Source organism: Streptomyces sp. R21, from assembly GCF_041051975.1.
Classification (GTDB): Bacteria; Actinomycetota; Actinomycetes; order Streptomycetales; family Streptomycetaceae; genus Streptomyces.
The window spans coordinates 2,795,871-2,818,009 of sequence record NZ_CP163435.1; the positions used below are offsets into that span (position 1 = coordinate 2,795,871).

At 71.1% G+C, this 22,139-nt stretch carries 18 protein-coding genes and 1 riboswitch; of the genes, 7 read left to right on the forward strand and 11 right to left on the reverse strand.

Annotated elements, in window-relative coordinates; genetic code table 11:
* Nucleotides 1–13: 13 nt before the first annotated feature.
* Entirely contained in the window at nucleotides 14–865 is an 852-nt protein-coding gene (locus AB5J56_RS12535; protein ID WP_369232783.1) for a sulfurtransferase, read from the reverse strand.
* A gap of 321 nt (nucleotides 866–1,186) precedes the next feature.
* Here AB5J56_RS12535 and AB5J56_RS12540 point away from each other — a divergent pair, with 321 nt between their 5' ends.
* A complete protein-coding gene (locus AB5J56_RS12540; RefSeq protein WP_369232784.1) occupies nucleotides 1,187–1,990 on the forward strand; it encodes a VOC family protein in 804 nt (267 codons plus the stop codon).
* A 34-nt stretch (nucleotides 1,991–2,024) separates the two neighbouring features.
* Here the strand turns inward: AB5J56_RS12540 and AB5J56_RS12545 are convergent, their stop codons facing one another.
* The 4 genes from AB5J56_RS12545 to AB5J56_RS12560 form a co-directional block, all read right to left on the reverse strand.
* Nucleotides 2,025–2,672 (reverse strand): thymidine kinase, encoded by a 648-nt coding sequence (locus AB5J56_RS12545; protein WP_369232785.1) that lies wholly within the window; start codon nucleotides 2,670–2,672, stop codon nucleotides 2,025–2,027.
* A 55-nt stretch (nucleotides 2,673–2,727) separates the two neighbouring features.
* Nucleotides 2,728–3,915, reverse strand: a complete 1,188-nt coding sequence (locus AB5J56_RS12550) for an alkaline phosphatase family protein (protein WP_369232786.1) — start codon at nucleotides 3,913–3,915, stop codon at nucleotides 2,728–2,730.
* The gene (locus AB5J56_RS12555) at nucleotides 3,915–4,502 is read right to left on the reverse strand and encodes a DUF5998 family protein (RefSeq protein ID WP_369232787.1); all 588 of its coding nucleotides are present in this window, start codon (nucleotides 4,500–4,502) and stop codon (nucleotides 3,915–3,917) included. The genes AB5J56_RS12550 and AB5J56_RS12555 overlap by 1 nt, the downstream gene beginning before the upstream one ends.
* 105 nt (nucleotides 4,503–4,607) lie before the next feature.
* Complete coding sequence (locus AB5J56_RS12560; protein ID WP_369232788.1) at nucleotides 4,608–7,433, reverse strand: GNAT family N-acetyltransferase; 2,826 nt, start codon at nucleotides 7,431–7,433, stop codon at nucleotides 4,608–4,610.
* 174 nt (nucleotides 7,434–7,607) lie between these two features.
* Here AB5J56_RS12560 and AB5J56_RS12565 point away from each other — a divergent pair, with 174 nt between their 5' ends.
* Entirely contained in the window at nucleotides 7,608–7,889 is a 282-nt protein-coding gene (locus AB5J56_RS12565; protein ID WP_003981826.1) for an HPr family phosphocarrier protein, read from the forward strand.
* Nucleotides 7,890–8,099: 210 nt separating this feature from the next.
* Here AB5J56_RS12565 and AB5J56_RS12570 read toward each other — a convergent pair whose 3' ends face one another.
* The 4 genes from AB5J56_RS12570 to AB5J56_RS12585 all read right to left on the reverse strand — a co-directional run bounded on the left by AB5J56_RS12570 (nucleotide 8,100) and on the right by AB5J56_RS12585 (nucleotide 12,940).
* A complete protein-coding gene (locus AB5J56_RS12570) occupies nucleotides 8,100–8,795 on the reverse strand; it encodes a GntR family transcriptional regulator (RefSeq protein WP_369232789.1) in 696 nt (231 codons plus the stop codon).
* Nucleotides 8,796–9,003: 208 nt separating this feature from the next.
* Nucleotides 9,004–9,768, reverse strand: a complete 765-nt coding sequence (locus tag AB5J56_RS12575) for a M23 family metallopeptidase (protein WP_369232790.1) — start codon at nucleotides 9,766–9,768, stop codon at nucleotides 9,004–9,006.
* 12 nt (nucleotides 9,769–9,780) lie between these two features.
* Nucleotides 9,781–9,946, reverse strand: a riboswitch (cyclic di-AMP (ydaO/yuaA leader).
* 256 nt (nucleotides 9,947–10,202) lie between these two features.
* Nucleotides 10,203–11,591, reverse strand: a complete 1,389-nt coding sequence (locus AB5J56_RS12580; RefSeq protein ID WP_369232791.1) for a M16 family metallopeptidase — start codon at nucleotides 11,589–11,591, stop codon at nucleotides 10,203–10,205.
* The gene (locus AB5J56_RS12585; RefSeq protein ID WP_369242512.1) at nucleotides 11,588–12,940 is read right to left on the reverse strand and encodes a M16 family metallopeptidase; all 1,353 of its coding nucleotides are present in this window, start codon (nucleotides 12,938–12,940) and stop codon (nucleotides 11,588–11,590) included. Before AB5J56_RS12585 ends, AB5J56_RS12580 begins: the two co-directional genes overlap by 4 nt.
* A 309-nt stretch (nucleotides 12,941–13,249) precedes the next feature.
* On the opposite strand from AB5J56_RS12585, the gene AB5J56_RS12590 reads away from it, so the two are divergent.
* Nucleotides 13,250–15,706 (forward strand): DNA topoisomerase (ATP-hydrolyzing) subunit A, encoded by a 2,457-nt coding sequence (locus AB5J56_RS12590; RefSeq protein WP_369232792.1) that lies wholly within the window; start codon nucleotides 13,250–13,252, stop codon nucleotides 15,704–15,706.
* Between the two features lie 7 nt (nucleotides 15,707–15,713).
* Here AB5J56_RS12590 and AB5J56_RS12595 read toward each other — a convergent pair whose 3' ends face one another.
* A complete protein-coding gene (locus AB5J56_RS12595) occupies nucleotides 15,714–16,868 on the reverse strand; it encodes a GTP-binding protein (RefSeq protein WP_369232793.1) in 1,155 nt (384 codons plus the stop codon).
* A 351-nt stretch (nucleotides 16,869–17,219) separates the two neighbouring features.
* On the opposite strand from AB5J56_RS12595, the gene AB5J56_RS12600 reads away from it, so the two are divergent.
* Together AB5J56_RS12600 and AB5J56_RS12605 are read left to right on the forward strand one after the other, a co-directional pair.
* A complete protein-coding gene (locus AB5J56_RS12600; protein ID WP_369232794.1) occupies nucleotides 17,220–17,765 on the forward strand; it encodes a DUF6082 family protein in 546 nt (181 codons plus the stop codon).
* A gap of 226 nt (nucleotides 17,766–17,991) precedes the next feature.
* Nucleotides 17,992–18,228 carry a hypothetical protein gene (locus tag AB5J56_RS12605; protein WP_369232795.1) on the forward strand — a complete coding sequence of 79 codons (237 nt, stop codon included), beginning with the start codon at nucleotides 17,992–17,994 and terminating at the stop codon, nucleotides 18,226–18,228.
* A gap of 241 nt (nucleotides 18,229–18,469) precedes the next feature.
* On the opposite strand, the gene AB5J56_RS12610 is transcribed toward AB5J56_RS12605, so the two are convergent.
* The gene (locus AB5J56_RS12610) at nucleotides 18,470–19,645 is read right to left on the reverse strand and encodes a citrate synthase/methylcitrate synthase (RefSeq protein ID WP_369232796.1); all 1,176 of its coding nucleotides are present in this window, start codon (nucleotides 19,643–19,645) and stop codon (nucleotides 18,470–18,472) included.
* A 110-nt stretch (nucleotides 19,646–19,755) separates the two neighbouring features.
* On the opposite strand from AB5J56_RS12610, the gene AB5J56_RS12615 reads away from it, so the two are divergent.
* Both AB5J56_RS12615 and AB5J56_RS12620 read left to right on the forward strand, forming a co-directional pair.
* The gene (locus tag AB5J56_RS12615) at nucleotides 19,756–21,018 is read left to right on the forward strand and encodes a citrate synthase (RefSeq protein WP_369232797.1); all 1,263 of its coding nucleotides are present in this window, start codon (nucleotides 19,756–19,758) and stop codon (nucleotides 21,016–21,018) included.
* A gap of 98 nt (nucleotides 21,019–21,116) precedes the next feature.
* On the forward strand, nucleotides 21,117–22,061 hold the full coding sequence (locus AB5J56_RS12620) for a sucrase ferredoxin (RefSeq protein WP_369232798.1): 945 nt from the start codon (nucleotides 21,117–21,119) through the stop codon (nucleotides 22,059–22,061).
* Nucleotides 22,062–22,139: the final 78 nt, after the last annotated feature.

Genomic DNA, 22,139 nt, shown 5'->3' on the forward strand with positions numbered 1-22,139 from the left:
GGGAGTCGCGGGGCTACTGCGGGTCGGGCCCCACGGCGACCGGGCGGCTGCTGTCGTGGGACCACTCCGACCAGGAGCCGACGTACAGCGCGGCCGGGATGCCCGCGACGGCGAGGGCCAGCACCTCATGGGCGCCGGAGACGCCCGAGCCGCAGTAGACACCGACCTCGGGCGCGTCCGAGGCACCCAGGGCCTTGAAGCGGTCGGCGAGTTCGGCGGCGGGCAGGAAGCGGCCGTCGGCGGCGACGTTCTCCGTGGTCGGCGCGGAGAGGGCCCCCGGGATGTGACCGCCGACGGGATCGATGGGCTCGACCTCTCCCCGGTAACGCTCACCGGCCCGGGCGTCCAGCAGCAGCCCGGTGCGGGCGAGCGCCGCGGCCCCGTCGGCGTCGAGGAGCGCAGCGGCGCCGGGAGCGGGCGCGAAGGTCCCGGGGGCGGGGGCGGGCAGTTCCGGCGACAGCGTCCCGGTCCAGGCCGCGAGGCCACCGTCAAGCACGCGCACCTCCGGATGACCCGTCCAGCGCAACAGCCACCACGTGCGTGCGGCGGCCCAGCCCTGCCCGCCGTCGTACACGACGACCGGACGGTCCGCCGAGACTCCAGCGGCCCGCATGGCCGCTCCGAAATGCTCGGGATCCGGCAGCGGATGCCGACCGGCGGCACCGGCGGGGCCCGCGAGATCGGCGTCCAGATCGATGAAGACGGCCCCCGGGATGTGTCCCGCCGCGTACTCCGCCCGGCCGTCGAAGGGAGGGGCGCCCGCCGCCTTGGCCGTGCTCAGCTGCCAGCGGACGTCCAGAAGCGTCGGCGGGGTCGGTCCCGCCAGGGCGTTCGCGAGTTCGGATGCGGAGATGATGGCGTTCATGGCCCCATCCTTGCGTACGGGGTGGCCGCGTCGCCAAGGTCCCGCTACTCTGCTCCGCCGGACAGGTCCGATCACGAGGCGTACGGGATCGGGCACATGCTGTACAGCTGATGGTCATGACATGGCAATGACGCGGAAACGGATGAGGAACGGCAAATCGGGCATCCTCCGGCGGGGGCCGCGCCACGCGACGCGGCCGGGACGCGCGCGACCGGCGGTGGTGCGAGCATCGGCACGGGGCGTACGCGCACGCGACAGCGGTACGCGTGTTCATAGGCGGAAGGTGAACGGCCACCGCAAGGGGCCGAGAAGAGAGTGACGATGACCGAGGCACGGGGGTCGACCGGCCTGAACGGCACAACGCACACTCGGCGCACGCCCGGCACACCCTGCTGGGTGAGTCTGATGGTGCACGGGATGGCCGCGACCCAGGACTTCTACGCAGAGCTGTTCGGCTGGGAGTTCCAGCCGGGCCCACAGCAGCTGGGCCCGTACATGCGGGCGCTGCTCGACGGCCAGGAGGTGGCGGGTATCGGCCAGATGCCGCCGGACCGGCATCTGGCGGTCGCCTGGACGCCCTACATCGCCTCGGACGACGTGGACCAGACTGCCGAGACGGTACGCGCCTGCGGCGGCACCGTCGGCGTCGGCCCCCTGGACGCCGACAATGCCGGGCGCCTCGTGATCGCCTCCGACCCCTCCGGCGCCGTCTTCGGCATCTGGCAGGCGGCCGCCCACCTGGGCACCGGCATCACCGGCGTGCCCGGCACCCCCGCCTGGAACGAACTGCTGACCCGCGAGACCGAGAGCGTCGCCAAGTTCTACCAGGCGGTCTTCGGCTACGAGGAGGAGGCCGTGGTCTCCGCCGACTTCGACTACGTGACCCTGCACGTCGAGGGCCGCCCCGTCGCCGGCATCCACGGGGTGGGCCACGGCCTGCCCCGCGACCGCGGCGCGCACTGGATGACGTACTTCGAGGTCGCCGACGTCGACGACGCCATCACCCACATCACCGGACTGGGCGGCCGCCTCCTCAAACCGGCCCACGACACGTCCCACGGCCGCGTGGCGACGGTGGCGGACCCTGAGGGGGCGATGTTCTCGGTGATCCACAGCGCCGACTGACCGGCGCCGCCGGGAAGCGGGCCGTGCCCCGGCGTCAGGCCGAGCCGATCGGCAGGACGTCCGGGGACAGGGCGCCCGCGCGGGCCGTGGCCGCTGTGGTGCGACGGATGTGGTGGCGGCGGCAGAGCACCTCGTAGCCGATGTCCTCGGGCTGATTGACGTCGCCGACGACCACCTGGGCGCCCTCGACGACCATCTCGCCGCCTATCGTGCGGGCGTTGTGCGTGGCGCGGGCGCCGCACCAGCACAGGGCTTCGACCTGGAGGACCTCGACGCGGTCGGCGAGTTCGACGAGGCGCTGGGAGCCGGGGAAGAGCTTGGAGCGGAAGTCGGTGGTGATGCCGAAGGCGAAGACGTCCATGCCGAGGTCGTCCACCACCCGGGCGAGCTGCTCGATCTGCTCGGGCGCCAGGAACTGGGCCTCGTCCGCGATCACGTAGTCCGCGCGGCCGCCCTGGGAGAGGTGCTCGACCACGTACGCGTACAGGTCCTGGTCGTCCTCGACCTCCACGGCGTCCGTGACCAGGCCGAGCCGCGAGGAGAGCTTGCCCTCGCCCGCGCGGTCGTCCCGCGTGAAGATCATCCCCTGGAGGCCGCGCGCCGAGCGGTTGTGCTCGATCTGGAGGGCCAGCGTCGACTTCCCGCAGTCCATCGTTCCGGAGAAGAACACCAGCTCGGGCATGGGGAGTTGAGGACCTTTCGCAGCGGGTGAAAAGGAGTGTCGGGCGGGGGGTGGGTCAGGTACGTACTTCGAGCAGGGGGACCAGCTGCTCCACCGGCGTCATCGAACCGTGGTTGCCGACCATGGCCGACTCCTTGGGCTCCCGCTCGGACGCGATGATCAGGACGTCGTCCTTCGCGGCCGCGACCACGTCGCCGATGCGCCCGTACACCCGTTCGTCGACGTGCGGACCGAACCAGCCCGCCGCTATCGCCTCGTCCCGCGACGCCACCCAGAACTGCTCGCCGAGCACCTCGCGCCAGCAGGTCAGGACGTCCGACGCGGCGCCCGGCACCGCGTAGACATGGCGGGCGCGGCCCTCTCCGCCGAGGAGGGCGACGCCGGCGCGCAGCTCCCAGTCCTCGTCGAAGTCGATGCGGTGCTGCTCGTCGAAGGGGATGTCGATCATGCCGTGGTCGGCGGTGACGTACAGCGCGGAGCGCGGCGGGAGCTGCTCCGCGAGGCGCTGGACCAGCCGGTCCACGTACATCAGCTGGCCGCGCCACGGGTCCGAGTCGACGCCGAAGCGGTGGCCCTTGCCGTCCACCTCGGCGTAGTACGTGTAGACCAAGGAGCGGTCGCCCTCGGCCAGTTGCTCGGCGGCGAAGTCCATCCGCTCCTCGCCGGACAGCCGCCCGTGGAACGTGCCGCCGCTGAGGGCGACCTGGGTGAGCGGCGTGTTCTGGAAGGTCGGGGAGGACACCTGGGCGGTGTGCACACCGGCGGCGTCGGCCAGCTGGAAGACCGTGGGGTACGGCTGCCACTTGCGCGGCGAGGTCCACGGGTTCCAGCGGAGCTGGTTCATCAGCTCACCGGTCTCCGGGTTGCGCGCGGTGTAGCCGGGCAGGCCGTGGGCGCCGGGCGGCAGGCCCGTGCCGACGGAGGCGAGCGAGGTCGCGGTGGTCGCCGGGTAGCCCGCGGTGATCGGGCGGCCGGTGCCACCGCGGGAGCTCGCGAGGAGCGAGGCCATGAAGGGGGCTTCGTCGGGATGTGCCTTCAGCTGCTCCCAGCCGAGACCGTCGATCAGAAACACGCAGTTCCGGTCGGCCTCGGTCAGTTCCGGTATGGCGGCGGTCATGCCGGGCACCGCCATACCCGCGGCGAGCGTGGGCAGCAGGTCGGCGAGCGAGCCGGAACCGTACTCGGGGACGGGAGCGGAGTCGACGGCGAGGGGCTCCGGGTCGTTCCAGGCGGGCAGAGCCATCAGCGGGCGACGTCCGCGGTCGCCTCGGAGAGCGACTGTGCGAAGGCGAGGGCCTGGCGCACCGTCTCCGGACCGTCCCCGGCCTCGCTGACGCGCAGGCTCAGGTCGTCCGCCGTCGAACTTCCCGTGTACCCGTGGTCCGCTTCGCAGTTGGGGTCGCCGCAGGCGGCGGGCTCCAGGTCGATACGGGAGACCGCGCCCCAGCCGATGGTCAGGACGACCTCGCGGGGCAGCGTGCCCGGCGCGTACGACTCGGGGTTGGCGACGACCCTGCTGACGACGACCGACGAGATCCGGCCGATCTTCACGGACTCCGTGGACGTCGTGGCGTACGGCGTCGGCGAGGTGGTGTCCGCGTTCTGCTCGTCGGTGTGGCTGACGATGAAACGGTTGCCCGTGAGGACCAGCACGGTCACGTGCCGGCGCACCTCGTTCGCGTCGAACGTCGTCTCCTGGTGGACCAGGTACGACCGGATGGGCTCGCCGCCGATCGCGGCCTCCACCGCCTCGGCCACGAGGGCCGGGTAGTAGCCGCTGCGCTCGATCGCCGCTCGCAGCCCCTGGGTCGTCGTACTGGTCTTGGCCATGATGTCCATCTTACGGGCGTGCACTGACTGCGAGGCACCGCTCGCGCTCTCTGTCGTGGACTGATCAGACGCGATCGGAGTGATCGGCACGCCGCGAACATCTGTTCAATACGCCGGGAGCGTGCGCGGCCCCAGGTCGTCGCGGACGGGCGCACGCGCCAGCCGCACGGTCGCGCCGAGCACGCTCAGGCCGTGCGGGGCCACGACCACGGGCTCCAGGGAGACGGCGACGACCTCCGGATGGTCGTCGACGAGCCGCGACACCCGCAGCATCAGCTCTTCGAGCGCGGCGGTGTCCACCGGTGCCGAGCCGCGCCAGCCGAAGAGGAGCGGTGCCGTCCGGATCGATCGGACCAGCGAGGTCGCGTCCCGGTCGGTGACCGGGATCAGGCGGTGCGCCGTATCCCCGAGCAGCTCGGAGGCGGCCCCGGCGAGCCCGAAGGAGAGCACCGCTCCGGCCGCCGGGTCGATCACCGTGCGGACGACCGTGTCGACACCGCGCGGCGCCATCGCCTGCACGACCGGGCGCAGCTCCTCGGGCTTCCCGAAGAGGCTGGTCAATTCGGCGTACGCGCGCCGCAGTTGCTCCTCGTCCGCCAGATCCAGGCGAACGCCGCCGAGGTCGGCGCGGTGGCGCAGGTGCGGGGCAGTGGTCTTGAGGGCCACGGGGTAGCCGAGGGTGCGCGCGGCGGCCACGGCGTCGTCGGGGGTGGGCGCGGGCAGGGCACGGCGTACGTCGATGCCGTACCGCCCGAGCAGCTCGCAGGCGTCCTCCGGGCCGAGCGTCAGCCCCTGCCCCTGTGCGAGCAGTGAGTCGATCAGGGCGGCGGCGCCCTTCTCGTCGATGTCCTCGTACTCGGGCACCTTGCCGGGCTCGGCGGCCTCGCGCCGCCACTGGGCGTACTTCACGGCTTCACCGAGCGCACGGACGGCACGCTCGGCGGCGGGGTAAGCGGGGATGAGGCGGGCGTCTTCCGGAGCGGCTTCCTCGGTGGGCAGGCGTTCCTCAAGGCGGAACGGGCGGGCACCGCCGGCGACGCCGGGTGCCGTCGCGTCGGCCCGGGGTGCAGTGCTGGCAGCGGCGGAGAGTGCCTCCGCGAGGCCGCCGAGTTCCACGTGCACCACGAGCACGGGCTTGGCGGGGGCCGCGGCCGCGGCGGAGCGGAGCGCTTCCGCGAGGGCCTCGTCGGCCACGGACGTCTCCCCCAGGGCGGGGATCGCGGTGACGACGACCGCGTCGCACGCGTCGTCGGCCAGCGCCCGCGACACCGCCGCGTGGAAGTCCTCGGCCGAGGCCGCCGTCGTCAGGTCCAGCGGCGACAGCGGTCGCAGCCCCTGGGCGAGGCAGGCGTCGTAGGTGAGCAGGCCCAGTGACTCGGAGTTCCCGAGGATCGCCACGCGGGGCCCGGCGGGGAGCGGCTGGCGGGCCAGCAGCAGACCGGCGTCGACGAGTTCGGTGATCGTGTCCACCCGGATGACCCCGGCCTGCCGCAGCAGCGCCGAGACCGTCGCGTGCGGGAGGCGGGTGGCCTGTACGGCATGCCCCTGGGGGGCCGCTCCCCCGTGCCGCGCTCCCTGGACCACGACCAGCGGCTTCGAGGCGGCCGTCCGCCGTGCGAGCCGGGTGAACTTGCGGGGGTTGCCGATGGATTCGAGGTACATCAGCGCGACGTCGGTGTCCGGGTCGTCGTACCAGTACTGGACGACGTCGTTGCCGGACACGTCCGCCCGGTTTCCCGAGGAGACGAAGGTCGACACACCCGTCACCCCGGTGACGCCGCCGCCGCGCCGGTGCAGCCGGGAGAGCAGGGCGATGCCGATCGCGCCGGACTGCGCGAAGAGGCCGATCCGCCCGGGGCGCGGCATCTCGGGCGCCAGGGAGGCGTTGAGCCGCACGTCGGGGGACGTGTTGATGACGCCGAAGGCGTTGGGGCCGATGATGCGCATGCCGTACGTACGGGCCTGGCGCACGAGTTCGCGCTGGCGTTCGCGCCCGGCCCGACCGCTCTCGGCGTATCCGGCGGAGACGACCACGAGCCCCTGCACACCGTGCTCGCCGCACTCCGCGACGACCTCGGGCACGAGCGGCTCGGGGACGGCGACGACGGCGAGGTCGACGGGCTCGGGGATGTCCCTGACGGAGCGGTACGCGGGGACGCCGTCGAGTTCCTTGTCCTGAACAGCCCTGTTCACGGCGTACAGACGGCCGGTGAACCCGGCGTCCCGCAGATTGTCGAGGACGCTGCGCCCCACCCCGCCGGGTGTGCGGCCCGCGCCGATGACGGCGACCGAGCCGGGTGCGAGCAGCCGTTGCACGGACCGCGCCTCGGCGCGCTGCTCCCGCGCGCGCTGCACGGCCAGCGACCGGTCGGTGGGCTCCAGGTCGAACTCCAGGCGGACGACGCCGTCCTCGAAGCTGCGCTTCTGTGTGTACCCGGCGTCCGTGAACACCTTGATCATCTTGTTGTTGGCGGGCAGCACCTCGGCGGCGAAGCGCCGGATGCCGCGCTCGCGCGCGACGGCCGCCACGTGTTCGAGCAGGGCTGAGGCGACACCGCGGCCCTGGTGGGCGTCCTGCACGAGGAAGGCGACCTCGGCCTCGTCGGCGGGCGAGGAGGCGGGCAGGCCATCGGGATTAATACGGTCATAGCGTACGGTGGCGATGAACTCGCCGCCGACCGTGGCCGCGAGACCCACCCGGTCCACAAAGTCGTGGTGCGTGAAGCGGTGGACGTCCTTGGCGGACAGTCGTGGGTACGGCGCGAAGAAGCGGTAGTACTTCGACTCGTCGGAGACCTGCTCGTAGAAGCTGACCAGGCGCTCGGCGTCGTCGACGGTGATGGGCCTGATGCGCGCGGTGCCGCCGTCGCGCAGCACCACGTCGGCTTCCCAGTGGGCGGGGTACTCGTGCCGGTCCGACGAGGTCTGCATGGGCCCCAGAGTACGGCTCGCGTCCGACAACGGCGCGAGGCAGGCTATGGGGCAGCATGGGCGGCCGAGGGGCGCAAGCCGGTCCCGAGCCGGGACCCGGGGCCGCGCCGGGCACGCTTCACCGTATGGGATAATGGTCTAGACAACCCTGAGACATCTGAAGGGCAGCATCACATGGCTGAGCGCCGCGTCAACGTCGGGTGGGCCGAGGGCCTTCATGCCCGCCCCGCCTCCATCTTCGTCCGGGCGGCCACGGCCTCCGGGGTCCCCGTGACGATCGCCAAGGCCGACGGCAACCCCGTCAACGCGGCCTCCATGCTCGCGGTCCTCGGGCTGGGCGCCCAGGGCGGCGAGGAGATCGTCCTCGCGTCGGACGCCGAGGGTGCGGACGCCGCCCTCGACCGTCTGGCGAAGCTGGTCGCCGAGGGGCTCGAGGAGCTTCCCGAGACCGTCTGAGAAGTTCGGACACCGTACGGCGGAGCCGCGCCACCCTCTCCGGGTGGCGCGGCTCCGCCGTTTTTCACGCCTTACGTTGAGTGCACGGCCTTTCGTGCACCGTCTCACACAGGCACGGAAATGGATCGCACGAGAATTCCGGGCACGCTGAAATAGGGGCAGCGGAAATAGCACACCGCCGAATATCCCTCTTTGTATACGGTGCTTCTGTTAATGACGCAGGCTCGTCATGTTTACGGGATGTTGCGAAGTCCTCACACGCTCCGGGCGCTCTCCCGTGCCGGGAAAGCGAAGCCGGTGCGCGGCCGTGGCGCGCTCGGTGTGCAGTGCCGTGATCGACCGGGCGCGCTCACTGTCGCCGCGCGCGACGGCGTCCACGATCGCGCCATGCTCACCCCAGGACTCCGCGGGGTTGGCCGGCACCTCGACCGCGTACATCCAGGCGATCTTGTGCCGCAGCTGGGCCAGCGTGGAGGTCAGCGCGGGGCTTCCGGAGGCCTGCGCGAGCGTCTCGTGGAACCAACCGCCCAACGAGCGCAGATCCTCGCTGTGGCCCCTCCTGGCGCGCTCCTGACCCAACCTGACCAGGCCTCGCAGCACCTTGAGGTGGGCCTCGGTGCGCCGCTGCGCGGCCCTGGCGGCGCCCAGCGGCTCCAGCAGCATGCGCATCTCCAGCAGGTCGGAGGCCTCCAGCTCGGTCGGCTCCGCGACGCACGCGCCCGCGTGCCGGCGCGTCACGACGAAGCCCTCCGCCTCCAGCGTGCGCAGGGCCTCGCGGACGGGGACGCGCGAGACGCCGTAGCGGCGTGCGAGCAGTTCCTCGGTGAGCCGGCCGCCTCGTTCGTAGACACCCGCGATGATGTCGTCACGGATCGCCGTGCATACCGAGTGCGCCGGAATACGCATGACCGGACCTCCGCTTTAATCCCCGTGAAACGCCATCGATTGACGCTTGTTCAGTGACTCTATTGCAGATGGCGGGAATTTCCGATGGCGGGCCGGAATCCATGGATATTTTTTGGACAGACGGCCGTTCGAAGCGACGAAGCCCCGGCTCGGTGAACCGGGGCTTCGGAAGCGGTGCGGAGAAGCGATGACGCGGTGAAGCGGGTCGTCAGACGTTCAGGCCGTGCGAGCGGAGGTAGGCGACGGGGTCGATGTCCGAGCCGTACTCAGCGGTCGTGCGGGCCTCGAAGTGGAGGTGCGGCCCGGTGGTGTTGCCGGTGGAGCCCGAGAGGCCTATCTGCTGGCCCGGGGTGACCGCCTGGCCGACGGAGACGCCGATGGACGACAGGTGGCCGTACTGGGTGTACGTGCCGTCGTTCATCTTGATGACCACGTTGTTGCCGTAGGCGCCGCCCCAGCCGGCCTCGACGACGGTGCCGGAGCCGACGGCGTGCACGGACGTGCCGGAGGCGGCGTGGAAGTCGACGCCGGTGTGACTGCCGGAGGACCAGAGGCTGCCGCCGGTCTTGTAGCCGGTGGAGATGTACGAGCCGGTGATCGGCAGGACGAAGCTGTTGAGGCGCTTGCGCTCGGCGGCCCGGGCGGCGCGGGCCTTGGCCTCGCGCTCCTCCTTGGCCTTCTCGGCGGCACGCTTCTGCGCGGCCTCCTGGGCCTTCTTCAGCGCGACCGCCTCGTCGGCGGCGTGCTGCTGGGCGGCGGCCTGTGCGTCGATCTGGTCGGCGAGCGAGTCGCCGATGGTGATGGCCTGGGTCAGCCCCGTCTCCTCGACGGAGGTGTCCGCGGCGAACGCCGGGGCGGCCAGAGTGCCGATGACACCGGTGGTGGTGAGTGCGGCGACGCCCACGGCATGCGTGGTCGTGCGCTTCACTCGGCTCGGGCGACGGTGCTTCCCGGTGGCGCGGGTGAACGCCATGAAGTGGCTGGTCCTTTCCTTCCTTCTCGCCTACCGGGTTAGCTGACGGGTTCGGAGCAGGAAGGTCTCCTACGGGCCCCCTTCGCTGCGCGAAGGGCGTCCGATTCACCCCAGGGACTACGTATGGGTCCCCGGCTCCCCTGGCTCGCGCCGTACGGGGACTCGGCGATGACTGTCCGGTGCCGCGGACGCGGCGCACTGCCTGACGAACAGCCGGACCGACGCTAAGGGGGACGTCTTTCAATCGACAAACGGATCACGGCATTTGTAGCGCATGCCACAGGGCAGACAGGCAACCTCCCCATCAACTCCCAATCAATATGGACAAATGGGGGCCCAGGTGACTCTTTCGCCACCTGGGCCCCCATGGGGTCATGCCCTTATGTCCGACTGTGCGGCTTCTACTCCGCTACTTCTCCGCTACTTCTCCACTGCTACTCCGCAGATACGACGCTCACTTCGCCGATGCCGAGCGCCTTGACGGGCTCCTCGATCTGCGCGGCATCGCCCACGAGGACGGTCACCAGGCGGTCCACCGGGAAGGCGTTCACGGCGGCCGCGGTGGCCTCCACGGTGCCCGTCGCGGCGAGCTGCTGGTACAGCGTGGCCTGGAAGTCGTCCGGCAGGAACTGCTCGACCTGGTCGGCGAGCGTGCTCGCGACGGCCGCCGCGGTCTCGAACTTGAGGGGCGCGACGCCCACCAGGTTCTGCACGGCGACGTCGCGCTCGGCGTCCGTCAGGCCTTCGGCCGCCAGGGTGCGCAGCACCTTCCAGAGGTCGTCGAGCGCGGGGCCGGTGTTCGGCGTGTCGACGGAGCCGCTGATCGCGAGCATCGCGGCGCCCGTGCCGTCCGCGGCGGAGCGCAGTACCTGACCGAACGCCCGTACACCGTAGGTGTATCCCTTTTCCTCGCGCAGGACCCGGTCCAGGCGGGAGGTGAGGGTGCCGCCGAGGCAGTACGTCCCGAGCACCTGGGCGGGCCAGACGCGGTCGTGCCTGTCGGCTCCGACGCGGCCGATGAGCAGCTGCGTCTGGACGGCGCCGGGGCGGTCCACGATGATCACGCGGCCGGCGTCGTCGGCGGTCACCGGCGGCACGGGACGCGGCTCGGCGGTCGAACCGGTCCAGGAGCCGAGGGTGTCGGCGAGCAGCGCGTCGAGGTCCGTACCCGTGAGATCGCCGACGACGACGGCCGTGGCCGTGGCGGGGCGCACATGCTTCTCGTAGAAGGCGCGTACGGCGGCCGAGTCGATGGCCGTGACCGTCTCCTCGGTGCCCTGGCGCGGGCGCGACATACGGGCGGTCGCCGGGAACAGTTGCTTGGAGAGCTCCTTGGCGGCGCGGCGGGCCGGGTTGGCGCTCTCGTGCGGGATCTCGTCGAGCCGGTTGCGCACCAGCCGCTCGACCTCGCTGTCCGCGAACGCCGGTGCCCTGAGGGCGTCGGCGACCAGACCGAGAGCCTTGGGGAGGCGCGAGACGGGGACTTCGAGCGACAGGCGTACGCCGGGGTGGTCGGCGTGCGCGTCGAGCGTGGCGCCGCAGCGCTCCAGCTCGGCGGCGAACTCCTCGGCGGAGTGCTTGTCGGTGCCTTCGGAGAAGGCCCTCGCCATGATCGTGGCGACGCCGTCGAGGCCGGCCGGTTCGGCGTCCAGCGGAGCGTCGAGGATCACCTCGACGGCGACGACCTGCTGGCCGGGGCGGTGGCAGCGCAGCACGGTCAGGCCGTTACCGAGCGTGTCGCGCTCGGGGGCGGGGAAGGCCCAGGGCTTGGGCTCGCCCGCCTGCGGCTGGGGGTGGAAGTCCATCGTGGCGAGCTCGGTCACTTCGCCGCCTCCTCGTCGGTGTCTTCAGCGGCGGTCGCGTCGGTGTCCTCGGCGGCGATCGGCTCGTAGACGAGCACCGCGCGGTTGTCGGGGCGCAGACGGGCCTTGGCGGCTTCCTGGACCTCCTCGGCCGTGACGTCCAGGACCCGCTGCACGGCGGTCAGGGCGAGCTGCGGGTCGCCGAACAGGACGGCGTACCGGCACAGTTCGTCGGCGCGGCCCGCGACCGTGCCGAGGCGGTCCAGCCACTCGCGCTCCAACTGGGCCTGGGCGCGCTCCATTTCCTCGGCGGTGGGGCCCTCCTCGGCGAACCGGGCGAGCTCCTCGTCGACGGCGGCCTCGATGACCGGGACCTCGACGTCACCGGACGTCTTCACGTCGAGCCATCCCAGGGAGGGTGCTCCGGCCAGGCGCAGCAGGCCGAACCCGGCCGCTACGGCGGTGCGGTCGCGGCGCACGAGCCGGTTGTAGAGGCGGGACGACTCGCCGCCGCCGAGCACGGTCAGCGCCAGGTCGGCCGCGTCGCACGCGCGCGTGCCGTCCTCCGGGAGCCGGTAGGCGGCCATCAGGGCGCGCGCCGGGACCTCTTCGACGACGACCTCGCGCAGCTGCTCGCCGATGACGTCCGGCAGCGCTCCGCTGCGCGGCGCGGGCTTGCCGTCGTGCCCCTGCACCGAGCCGAAGTACTTCTCGATCCAGGCGAGCGTCTGCTCGGGGTCGATGTCACCGACGACCGACAGGACGGCGTTGTTGGGCGCGTAGTACGTGCGGAAGAAGGCGCGCGCATCCTCGAGAGTGGCCGCGTCCAGGTCCGCCATCGACCCGATGGGGGTGTGGTGGTAGGGGTGCCCCTCCGGGTACGCCAGGGCGGTGAGCTTCTCGAAGGCCGTCCCGTAGGGAACGTTGTCGTACCGCTGGCGGCGCTCGTTCTTGACGACGTCGCGCTGGTTCTCCATGGAGTCGTCGTCGAGCGCGGCGAGCAGCGAGCCCATGCGGTCGGCCTCCAGCCAGAGGGCGAGCTCGAGCTGGTGGGTGGGCATGGTCTCGAAGTAGTTGGTGCGCTCGAAGCTGGTCGTGCCGTTCAGCGAACCGCCCGCGCCCTGGACGAGTTCGAAGTGACCGTTGCCGTGCACCTGCTTCGAGCCCTGGAACATCAGGTGCTCGAAGAGGTGGGCCAGGCCGGTGCGGCCCTTGACCTCGTGACGGGAGCCGACGTCGTACCAGAGGCACACCGCCGCGACCGGGGTCAGGTGGTCCTCGGAGAGCACCACGCGCAGGCCGTTGGCCAGACGGTGCTCGGTCGCTGTCAGGCCGCCGGAGCCTGCCTCAGCTGTGGCCGTGTGACCCATGGGCATGTACGTCCCTTCGGTGGCGGAAGCTTTCGTTGAAACTGCAGAATCCCTGCCGGTCCTGCCACTGTATGCAAGCGCGCCGACCCCTGGCGAAGTTCCCGCACCGCGTACGCCCACAGCGAGACTCGCGTCGGGACGGAGCGGGTTTCCCGTTCGCTCAGAGCGTCGCCCGGGGCGCGCCGAAACATGCTCCGCCAGGCCCGTACGGACGGGTCGCGGTCGGCGTTGTCAGTGGCTCGGTCCACAATGGTCCGCGTCAGATCCCGTTCATGCCCCGGCAGAGACTGTGAAGGAGCCGCAGCAGCGATGGCCCGCCGCAGCACGAAGACCCCGCCGCCCGACGACTTCGAGGAGCGCATCCTCGACATTGACGTTGTCGACGAGATGCAGGGCTCCTTCCTCGAGTACGCGTACTCGGTCATCTACTCCCGAGCCCTGCCGGACGCCCGTGACGGCCTCAAGCCCGTGCACCGCCGCATCGTCTACCAGATGAACGAGATGGGCCTGCGCCCCGACCGCGGCTATGTGAAGTGCGCCCGCGTCGTCGGCGAGGTCATGGGCAAGCTCCACCCGCACGGCGACGCGTCGATCTACGACGCGCTGGTGCGCCTGGCCCAGCCCTTCTCGATGCGCCTGCCGCTGGTCGACGGCCACGGCAACTTCGGCTCCCTCGGCAACGACGACCCGCCGGCCGCCATGCGGTACACCGAGGCCCGGATGGCCGACGCGACGTCCCTGATGACCGAGTCCATCGACGAGGACACGGTCGACTTCACGCCCAACTACGACGGCCAGGAACAGGAGCCGGTGGCGCTGCCGGCCGCGTTCCCGAATCTCCTGGTGAACGGCTCGTCGGGCATCGCCGTCGGCATGGCGACGAACATGCCGCCGCACAACCTCGGCGAGGTCATCGCCGCCGCCCGGCACCTGATCCGCTACCCGGCCGCGGACCTCGAGACGCTGATGCGCTTCGTCCCGGGCCCCGACCTGCCCACGGGCGGCCGGATCGTCGGCCTCACCGGGATCCGCGACGCGTACGAGACGGGCCGCGGCACCTTCAAGATCCGCGCCACGGTGGCCGTGGACAACGTGACGGCGCGCCGCAAGGGCCTGATCGTCACCGAACTGCCCTTCACCGTCGGCCCGGAGAAGGTGATCGCCAAGATCAAGGACCTGGTCGGCGCCAAGAAGCTCCAGGGCATCGCCGACGTCAAGGACCTCACGGACCGCGCGCACGGCCTGCGTCTGGTCATCGAGATCAAGAACGGCTTCGTGCCGGAAGCGGTCCTGGAGCAGCTCTACAAGCTGACGCCGATGGAGGAGTCCTTCGGCATCAACAACGTGGCACTGGTCGACGGCCAGCCGCTCACGCTGGGCCTCAAGGAGCTCCTGGAGGTCTATCTCGACCACCGCTTCGAGGTCGTACGGCGGCGGTCGGAGTTCCGGCGCGGCAAGAAGCGCGACCGGCTGCACCTGGTCGAGGGCCTCCTCGTCGCCCTTCTGGACATCGACGAGGTCATCCGCCTCATCCGCTCCAGCGAGAACTCGGCGCAGGCCAAGGAGCGGCTGATCGAGCACTTCTCGCTGAGCGAGATCCAGACGCAGTACATCCTGGACACGCCGCTGCGCCGACTGACCAAGTTCGACCGCATGGAGCTGGAGTCGGAGCGCGACCGGCTCAACGGCGAGATCGACGAGCTGACCGGCATCCTCGACTCGGACTCCGAGCTGCGCAAGCTCGTCTCGGGCGAACTGGCCGCGGTCGCCAAGAAGTTCGGCACCGACCGGCGCACGGTACTCCTGGAGTCGGCGGGCGCCCCCGTGGCGTCGGTCCCGCTGCAGGTGGCGGACGACCCGTGCCGGGTGCTCCTGTCGTCGACGGGGCTGCTGGCCCGTACGGCCAACGGGGACCCCTTCGGGGAGGTCGAGGACGCCACACGCACCAAGCACGACCTGATCGTCTCCGCGGTGCCCGCGACGGCCCGCGGTGAGGTCGGCGCGGTCATCTCCTCGGGCCGCCTGCTGCGCCTCAACGTCATCGACCTGCCGCAGCTGCCGGAGACGGCGTCGGCGCCCAACCTCTCCGGAGGCGCGCCGATTTCGGAGTTCCTGTCCTCCCTGGAGGCGGACGAGACGGTGATCTGCCTGACGACGCTCGACGAGTCCTCACCGGGCCTGGCGCTCGGCACCGAGCAGGGCGTCGTCAAGCGTGTGGTGCCCGACTACCCCTCGAACAAGGACGAGTTGGAGGTCATCACCCTCAAGGACGGTGACCGGATCGTCGGCGCGGTCGAGCTGCGCACCGGCGAGGAGGACCTCGTCTTCATCACGGACGACGCCCAGTTGCTGCGCTACCAGGCCTCGCAGGTCCGCCCGCAGGGCCGCCCGGCCGGCGGCATGGCGGGCATCAAGCTCACCGAGGGTGCCAAGGTGATCTCCTTCACCGCCGTCGACCCGGCGGTGGACGCGGTGGTGTTCACGGTGGCGGGCTCGCGCGGCACCCTGGACGACTCGGTCCAGACGACGGCCAAGCTCACCCCGTTCGACCAGTACCCGCGCAAGGGCCGGGCCACGGGAGGCGTGCGCTGCCAGCGGTTCCTGAAGGGCGAGGACTGTCTCTCGCTGGGCTGGGCCGGTCCCGTGCCGGCGCGGGCCGCACAGAAGAACGGCACACCGGCCGAGCTGCCCGAGATGGATCCGCGCCGCGACGGCTCGGGCGTGTCCCTGGCGAAGACGGTGGCGGTGGTGGCCGGGCCGATGTAGCCCCGGGTCAGCCTTCCGGGTCCGGGGCGGGGGCCGGGTCCAGGTCAGGGTCCGGGTCCGGGTCCGCATCAGGCTGGGCCGCGCGTTCCTGGACGTAGCGGAGGACGCCCCACATGCTGTGCTCGTCGGCGTGTGGGGCGTCCTCTTTGCATGCCTCCAGCTCCTTGCCTAGGGCGGCGGTGTCGATGCCCGACCCGATGAGGACGAGCTGAGTCAGCCGCTCCGCGCCGGCGCCCCAGGGCTCCGGATAGAAGCGCAGGAACCGACCGACGGCGTGTACGGCGTACCGGTTGCCGTGGTCGTGGGCGCCGAAGTCGACGTACCCCTTGATGCGGTAGAGCCCCTCCGGCCTGCTGTCGAGGAACTCCATCAACCGGCGCGGGGCGAGAGGGACTTCGCAGACGAAGGAGAGCGTTTCGTAGGCGGAGTGCAGGTGGCCGTGGTGGTCGTGAGGATCTCTCCCATCATGATCCTGCGGATCGCTGCCGTCGTGCCAGTGGAGGTCGTCGAAGGACAGCTGCCCGACGCGCTCCTCGCTCGGCCTGCAGTCGAACAGGAACTCGGGATCGACGCGGCCGTACGCGGCGGGGACGACGGCGGCGCGGTCGACGAGGCCCCTGACCGCACGGAGCACGCGCTCGCCGTCGGCCACCCGGTCGACCTTGTTGACGACGACGAGGTCGGCGATGCCCAGGTGCCGCTCGATCTCGGGATGCTTCTCGCGCGTGGCGTCGAACTCGGCGGCATCGACGACCTCGACGAGCCCTCCGTACACGATCCGCGGGTTCTCACTGGCCAGCACCATGCGCACCAGCTCCTGCGGCTCCGCCAGCCCGCTCGCCTCGATGACGATGACATCGATGCCGGCGGAGGGGTGAGCGAGCCGCTCCAGATAGACGTCGAGTTCGCTCGCGTCGACGGCGCAGCACAGACAGCCGTTGCCGAGCGAGACGGTGGAGTCCCCCAGCGCGCCCGCCACCGCCATCGCATCGATCTCGATGGCCCCGAAGTCGTTGACCACGGCCCCGATCCTGCTGCCCCCGCTGCGGTGCAGCAGATGGTTGAGCAGGGTGGTCTTGCCTGAGCCGAGGAAACCGGCCAGGACGACGACCGGAATCTGCTGCGGACCGGGCTCACCGAGCGGACTGGGCTGGCTGCTCAACGGACGACCTCTTTCCCACCGACGCGTGCACCGGCTCGTGACCGGCTCGTGTACGAGGGCGGCGCAGGGACCGGCGCTCGTACGAGGAATCAATGCCGACCCAGGATACGAGCGGGAGTAAACCCAGCTAAGTGAACGATTGTTAGCGGCGCTCGCGGGGCACACGTACGGCATGGCGCCGGGAAACGCGACCCGCACTTCCCTCCGTGCGCCTCCTCTCCGCCTCCCTGCCGATCAGAGCCGCTCGGCAAAACTGGGGGGCGGCAAGCGCGCCGCCCACCGCTCGCCGGTCCGCTCCCTGTCGACCCGCACCCGACGACCGGCGGACGGTCGCCTGATTCGGGGGTTGACATGGTCACACAGAGTTTTGGAGCACGGGGATGGGGCTCCGCGGCCACCGCGGGACTCGCTTTCGCCGCGGGGGCGCTCACGGCGCTGGCCGCCCAGCAGCTCCGCTACGAGGAACGGCGTCTGCGCGCCGAGCGGAGCGACAGTCGGCAGGCCATGCTGACGGAGCAGCAGCGCATGCAGTTCTACCTGCTCAGCCAGGCCATGGAGGACCCCGACCTGGCCTCCGTCTACAGCACCGTCCAGGTCGAGTCCCCCACCCAGAGGCGCCAGTACCTGTTCGCCCACGCGATGTACACCAACGCCCTGCTCGCCTACCGCGTTGGGGTCGTCAATTGGGAGGAGCTGCACGGGCATCTCCGGGTCATCTGCCGCAACGAGATCTTTCGCGACTACTGGCACTCCCACCACGATCACCGCGCCAGCCTGGAGGACACCTCACAGGAGGCCCGCGTCGGCCGAATGGTGGACGGACTCATCCGCGATCTGGACGAGGCCGACACCGACGAATGGTGGGTGGTGGGCGAACCGCCCTCGGAAGAGGGCTAGTTGACCCGAGCGCCGGCACAGGCGAGGCCGACCGGCGGGTGCGTCCGGTCGGCCCACGGCCGCCTGAGCGACCTCCGGCGACAGCGAGCCTGTCAGGGCCGGTAACAAAGTGCAGATACCCTGTCCCCGCTCTCTAGGGCTTCGACCCTTTCCGGCCCCGCCCTCGACCGTTCAGCTGTGTGAGGACCCGCGGGGCCCTCACCATCTAGACACGAGGACAGGGAACTTGAAGATCGTGCGTCGCATCGGTGCGTCCCCACGTGAAAGAGGCAGTCTGTCCGGCGATACCTGCCCGGACATCTTCGAGCTAAGCGACGGCAATTTCGCCGTCATCGGGACCGAGGCAACAGCTGTGCTCGAGAGTGAGCTGCCCGCCGACGCGGCGCGCGCGGACTATGAGCGCATCGTGATCGTCAGCCGCGAGACGCTCGTCCGGGCCAAAGCCGACATCCCCGACGTGTAACGCCGCCTCCGGGTCGCGCCAGGGAAAACCGTCGCCCTACGACGCCCACCGGTCACCCCGTTGAGGCTCTCTTCCAAGGCGCCCGTCCCGGGCCACATCCACGTGCAGCAACCAAGCCCCGCGCAACACCCCTTGACGTCACGGGGCTGCACCGAGCAGGCAGGCTCCCACCTCCGTCCGCCGCCGCTCGGCAAGGTCTTCCCGAGGTCCGACACCAGACCGGTGGCGGACCTCACGCATGTCAGGCCACCCGCGGCACCGCCACCGGCGGAACCGGCCCCACATACCGCGCCACCGGCCGGATGATCTTCGAGTCCTCCGCCTGCTCCAGGATGTTGGCGCTCCAGCCGACGACGCGGGCGGCGGCGAAGGTGGGGGTGAACATCTCGCGGGGAAGGCCGCACAGCTCCATGACCACACCGGCGTAGAACTCCACGTTCGTGTGGAGATCGCGGCCGGGCTTGAGCTCGGCGAGGATGGCCTCGACCCTGCGCTCGACCTCGACGGCGAAGTCCACCTGGGAGCCGCCGAACTCCTGGGCGATACCTCGGAGCATGCGGGAGCGGGGGTCCTCGGTGCGGTAGACGGGATGCCCGAAGCCCATGATGCGGTCACCGGCGAGGACCCGTTCGCGGATCCACGGGTCGATACGGTCGGGGGTGCCGATCGCGTCGAGGGTGTCCAGAGCGCGGCTGGGCGCACCGCCGTGGAGCGGCCCCGAGAGGGCCCCCACGGCGCCGACGAGACAGGCCGCCACGTCCGCCCCCGTGGACGTGATCACCCGGGCCGTGAAGGTTGATGCATTGAATCCGTGGTCAATGGTTGAGATGAGGTACTGCTCGACCGCCCGCGCCCGAGCGGCGTCCGGCTCCGAACCCGTCAGCATGTAGAGGTAGTTCGCGGCATACGACAGGTCGTCACGCGGCTCGACCGGACCGAGGCCCTGCCCGAGCCGGTACAGCGCGGTGAGCAACGTCGGTACGGCTGCGGCCGCCGCGAGGGTGTCCGCGCGCCGCCGGTCGGTATCGAGGTCGTACACCGGCCGGAATCCCAGGCAGGCACCGAGCAACGACAGTGCCGTGCGCAGCCCGGCGAGGGGGCCGGACCGTCCGCTCGCCGCCGCGATCGCGGGCAGTGCGGCCCGCACCTCCTCCGGCAGCCGCCGCAGCGCCACGGTCTCCTCGACGAAGACGGCGCGGCCTGCCGCGTCCGGCAGTTCACCATGGATCAGCAGATGCCAGACGTCCTCGAACCCACGGGTCCGCGCGAGCTCGACGGCCGAGTACTGGCGGTAGTGGTAGAAGCCCTCCAGCCCCCTGACGTCACCCAGTCGGGTGTCGGTGACGACGACGCCTGCGAGTCCTCGCGGTACGTCGACAGGAGCGACGGGTGCACTGGCGGCCCGGTTGATCGGCATGTTTCCTCCCTGGACTTGATTCAACTGTCCATGCTTGACTGAATCTCTGTCAATATTGATTGAATCAATGCATTGCTGGAGCGACTGGACGGGCGGATACGGTGACATCCATGAGGGATCAAGATCCGGCGGCAGCCCCGGGGCCCGAGGGCCGACGACTGAGCACCAAGGAGACCGCCGACCTCCTCGGCGTGAAGCCCGAGACGGTGTACGCGTACGTGAGCCGAGGCCAGCTCAGCAGTCGGCGCGAGCCGAGCGGCCGCGGAAGCACCTTCGACGCCAAGGAGGTCGAGGCGCTCGCCCGCCGCAACAGGCGGGACAGCAACGGCGGTTCGACCAGCGGCGGCGAGCTGTCGGTGCGCACGCGCATCACCTTGATCGACAAGGACCGGTACTACTTCCGCGGCGTCGACGCGGCCGAACTGGCGGCCCGCCACTCCTACGAAGAGGTCGCCGAGTGGCTGTGGACCGGACAGCTGCGTCCCGGCATCACCTTCACCGCCCCGGAGGCGTCCGCCACAGTCGCCCGCCGCGCGGTCGACTCCCTGCCCGAGCACAGCGGCCCGACGGACCGGCTGCGTGTCGCCGCCATCGCCGCGGCGGCCGCCGACCCGTTGCGCTTCGACCTCTCGGAGAGCGCGGTCCTCGGCACCGCGCGCACGCTCATCCCGACCCTCGTCGCCGCGCTTCCACCACTGCGGCACGAACGGAGCGACGAAGGCCCGCTGGCCAACCGCCTGTGGGCACGGCTCACGAGCCGGACGTCCGACGAGGCGTCACTGCGCGCGCTGGACACGGCACTCGCACTGCTCGTCGATCACGACCTGGCCGCCTCGACCCTCGCGGTGAGGGTCGCGGCCTCGGCCCGGGCGCACCCGTACGCCGCCGTGTCGGCCGGCCTCGGCGTGCTCGAAGGCCCTCTGCACGGCGCGGCCAGCGGGCTCGCGCACCGGATGCTCCTCGACGTCCTGGACCAGGGCACCGCGGCCCCCGTCGTCGCGGACGAGCTGCGCGCCGGGCGCCGTATCCCCGGACTCGGCCACCGGCTCTACCCGGGCGAGGATCCACGCGCGCGTGCCCTGTTCGCCCTCCTGGAGGACATTCCGCACGCCGCGCCGGCCCTGGCGGCGGCCCGGGACATCGTGGCCACCACCGCCCGCCACGCGCCGCTGCACGCCAATGTCGACCTGGCCCTGGCCGTCCTCACGGTCAGCTCGGGCATGCCCGTCTCCGCGGGCGAGACGGTCTTCGCCGTCGCCCGCACGGCGGGCTGGATCGCCCACACACTGGAGGAATACGGGGAGCGTCCGCTGCGGATGCGCCCGAGCGGGCACTACGTGGGAGCGCGTCCGCCGCAGCCGCTCCCCCAGTAGGTAATTCACGCCCCTTTCGGGCATCGAGCGCGCCCCCATGCGCCCCCGTTCACGCGGCTGGAAGTCATCCTGACCCAAGTCAGGTTAGGCTCACCTCTGTGAGTACGTGCTCGACCGCGTCCCGGCATCTCGACGAGCCACTTGCGGGGACCGCGGCCACCGCGAGGACCTGGCTGCTGCTGGAGCAGCCCGGTCCCTGGGGTGCCAAGGCGCTCACTTCGAGCCACCTGGACCCCGCGCTCGGCCGCGCCCTCGAAGCGGCCGCACAGGACACCGGCGTACGGATCGCGCTCATCCGCCGCCCCGGCCGGCACGCCGACTGCGGGACGCCCGAGGAGCGACGGGTGTACGCCGCCCACACAACTCCCGGAAACGTGTGGCTGCACAGCACCATGACCCGCGACCCCGAGCGGCTGCTCGACCTCGACTTCACCGCGCTCGGTCAGGGAGACCCGCACACCTTCGACACGGCGCTCGGCGGCCGGACCCACACGGGCGACCCGCTCGCGTTCGTCTGCACCAATGGCAAGCGCGACCGCTGCTGCGCGCTCCTCGGCCGGCCCCTCGCCGCCGAGCTGGCCGCCTCCGGAGTGGAGGGCGTCTGGGAGGTCACCCATCTCGGCGGCCACCGCTTCTCGCCGACCGTGCTCGTCCTGCCGTACGGATACGCGTACGGACGAGCCGAGGCCCACGCCGTCAAGGAGATCCTGCACGGCGTCCGGGATGGTCGCGTCGTCACCCACGGCTGCCGTGGCGGGTCCGCCTGGGAGCGCCCCGGACAGGCCGCCGAGCTGGCTGTGCGGGAGGCTGCGGGAGAGTACGCCGCGGGTGTCCTGACCGTCGTCCGCACGGACGGCGCGGCGCCCCGCTGGGAGGTGACCGTCGCCCACGCCGACGGCCGCCTCTGGCGTGTGGTCGTCGAGCAGGGCGCCTCGCTGCCGCCGCGCCAGGAGAGTTGCGGTTCCGCACTCGGTTCCCCCGCCCGTATGGACGTGGTGGCCGTACGGGAGCTGCCTCGGGCGGAGCTCCCCGTACCCTGCTGAGCACCGCTCGCACACCTGGCGCCCAGGAGATCCACGCCACAGTTCCTACGGCGTTTCGCGCTCGCCCCCGTACCGTCG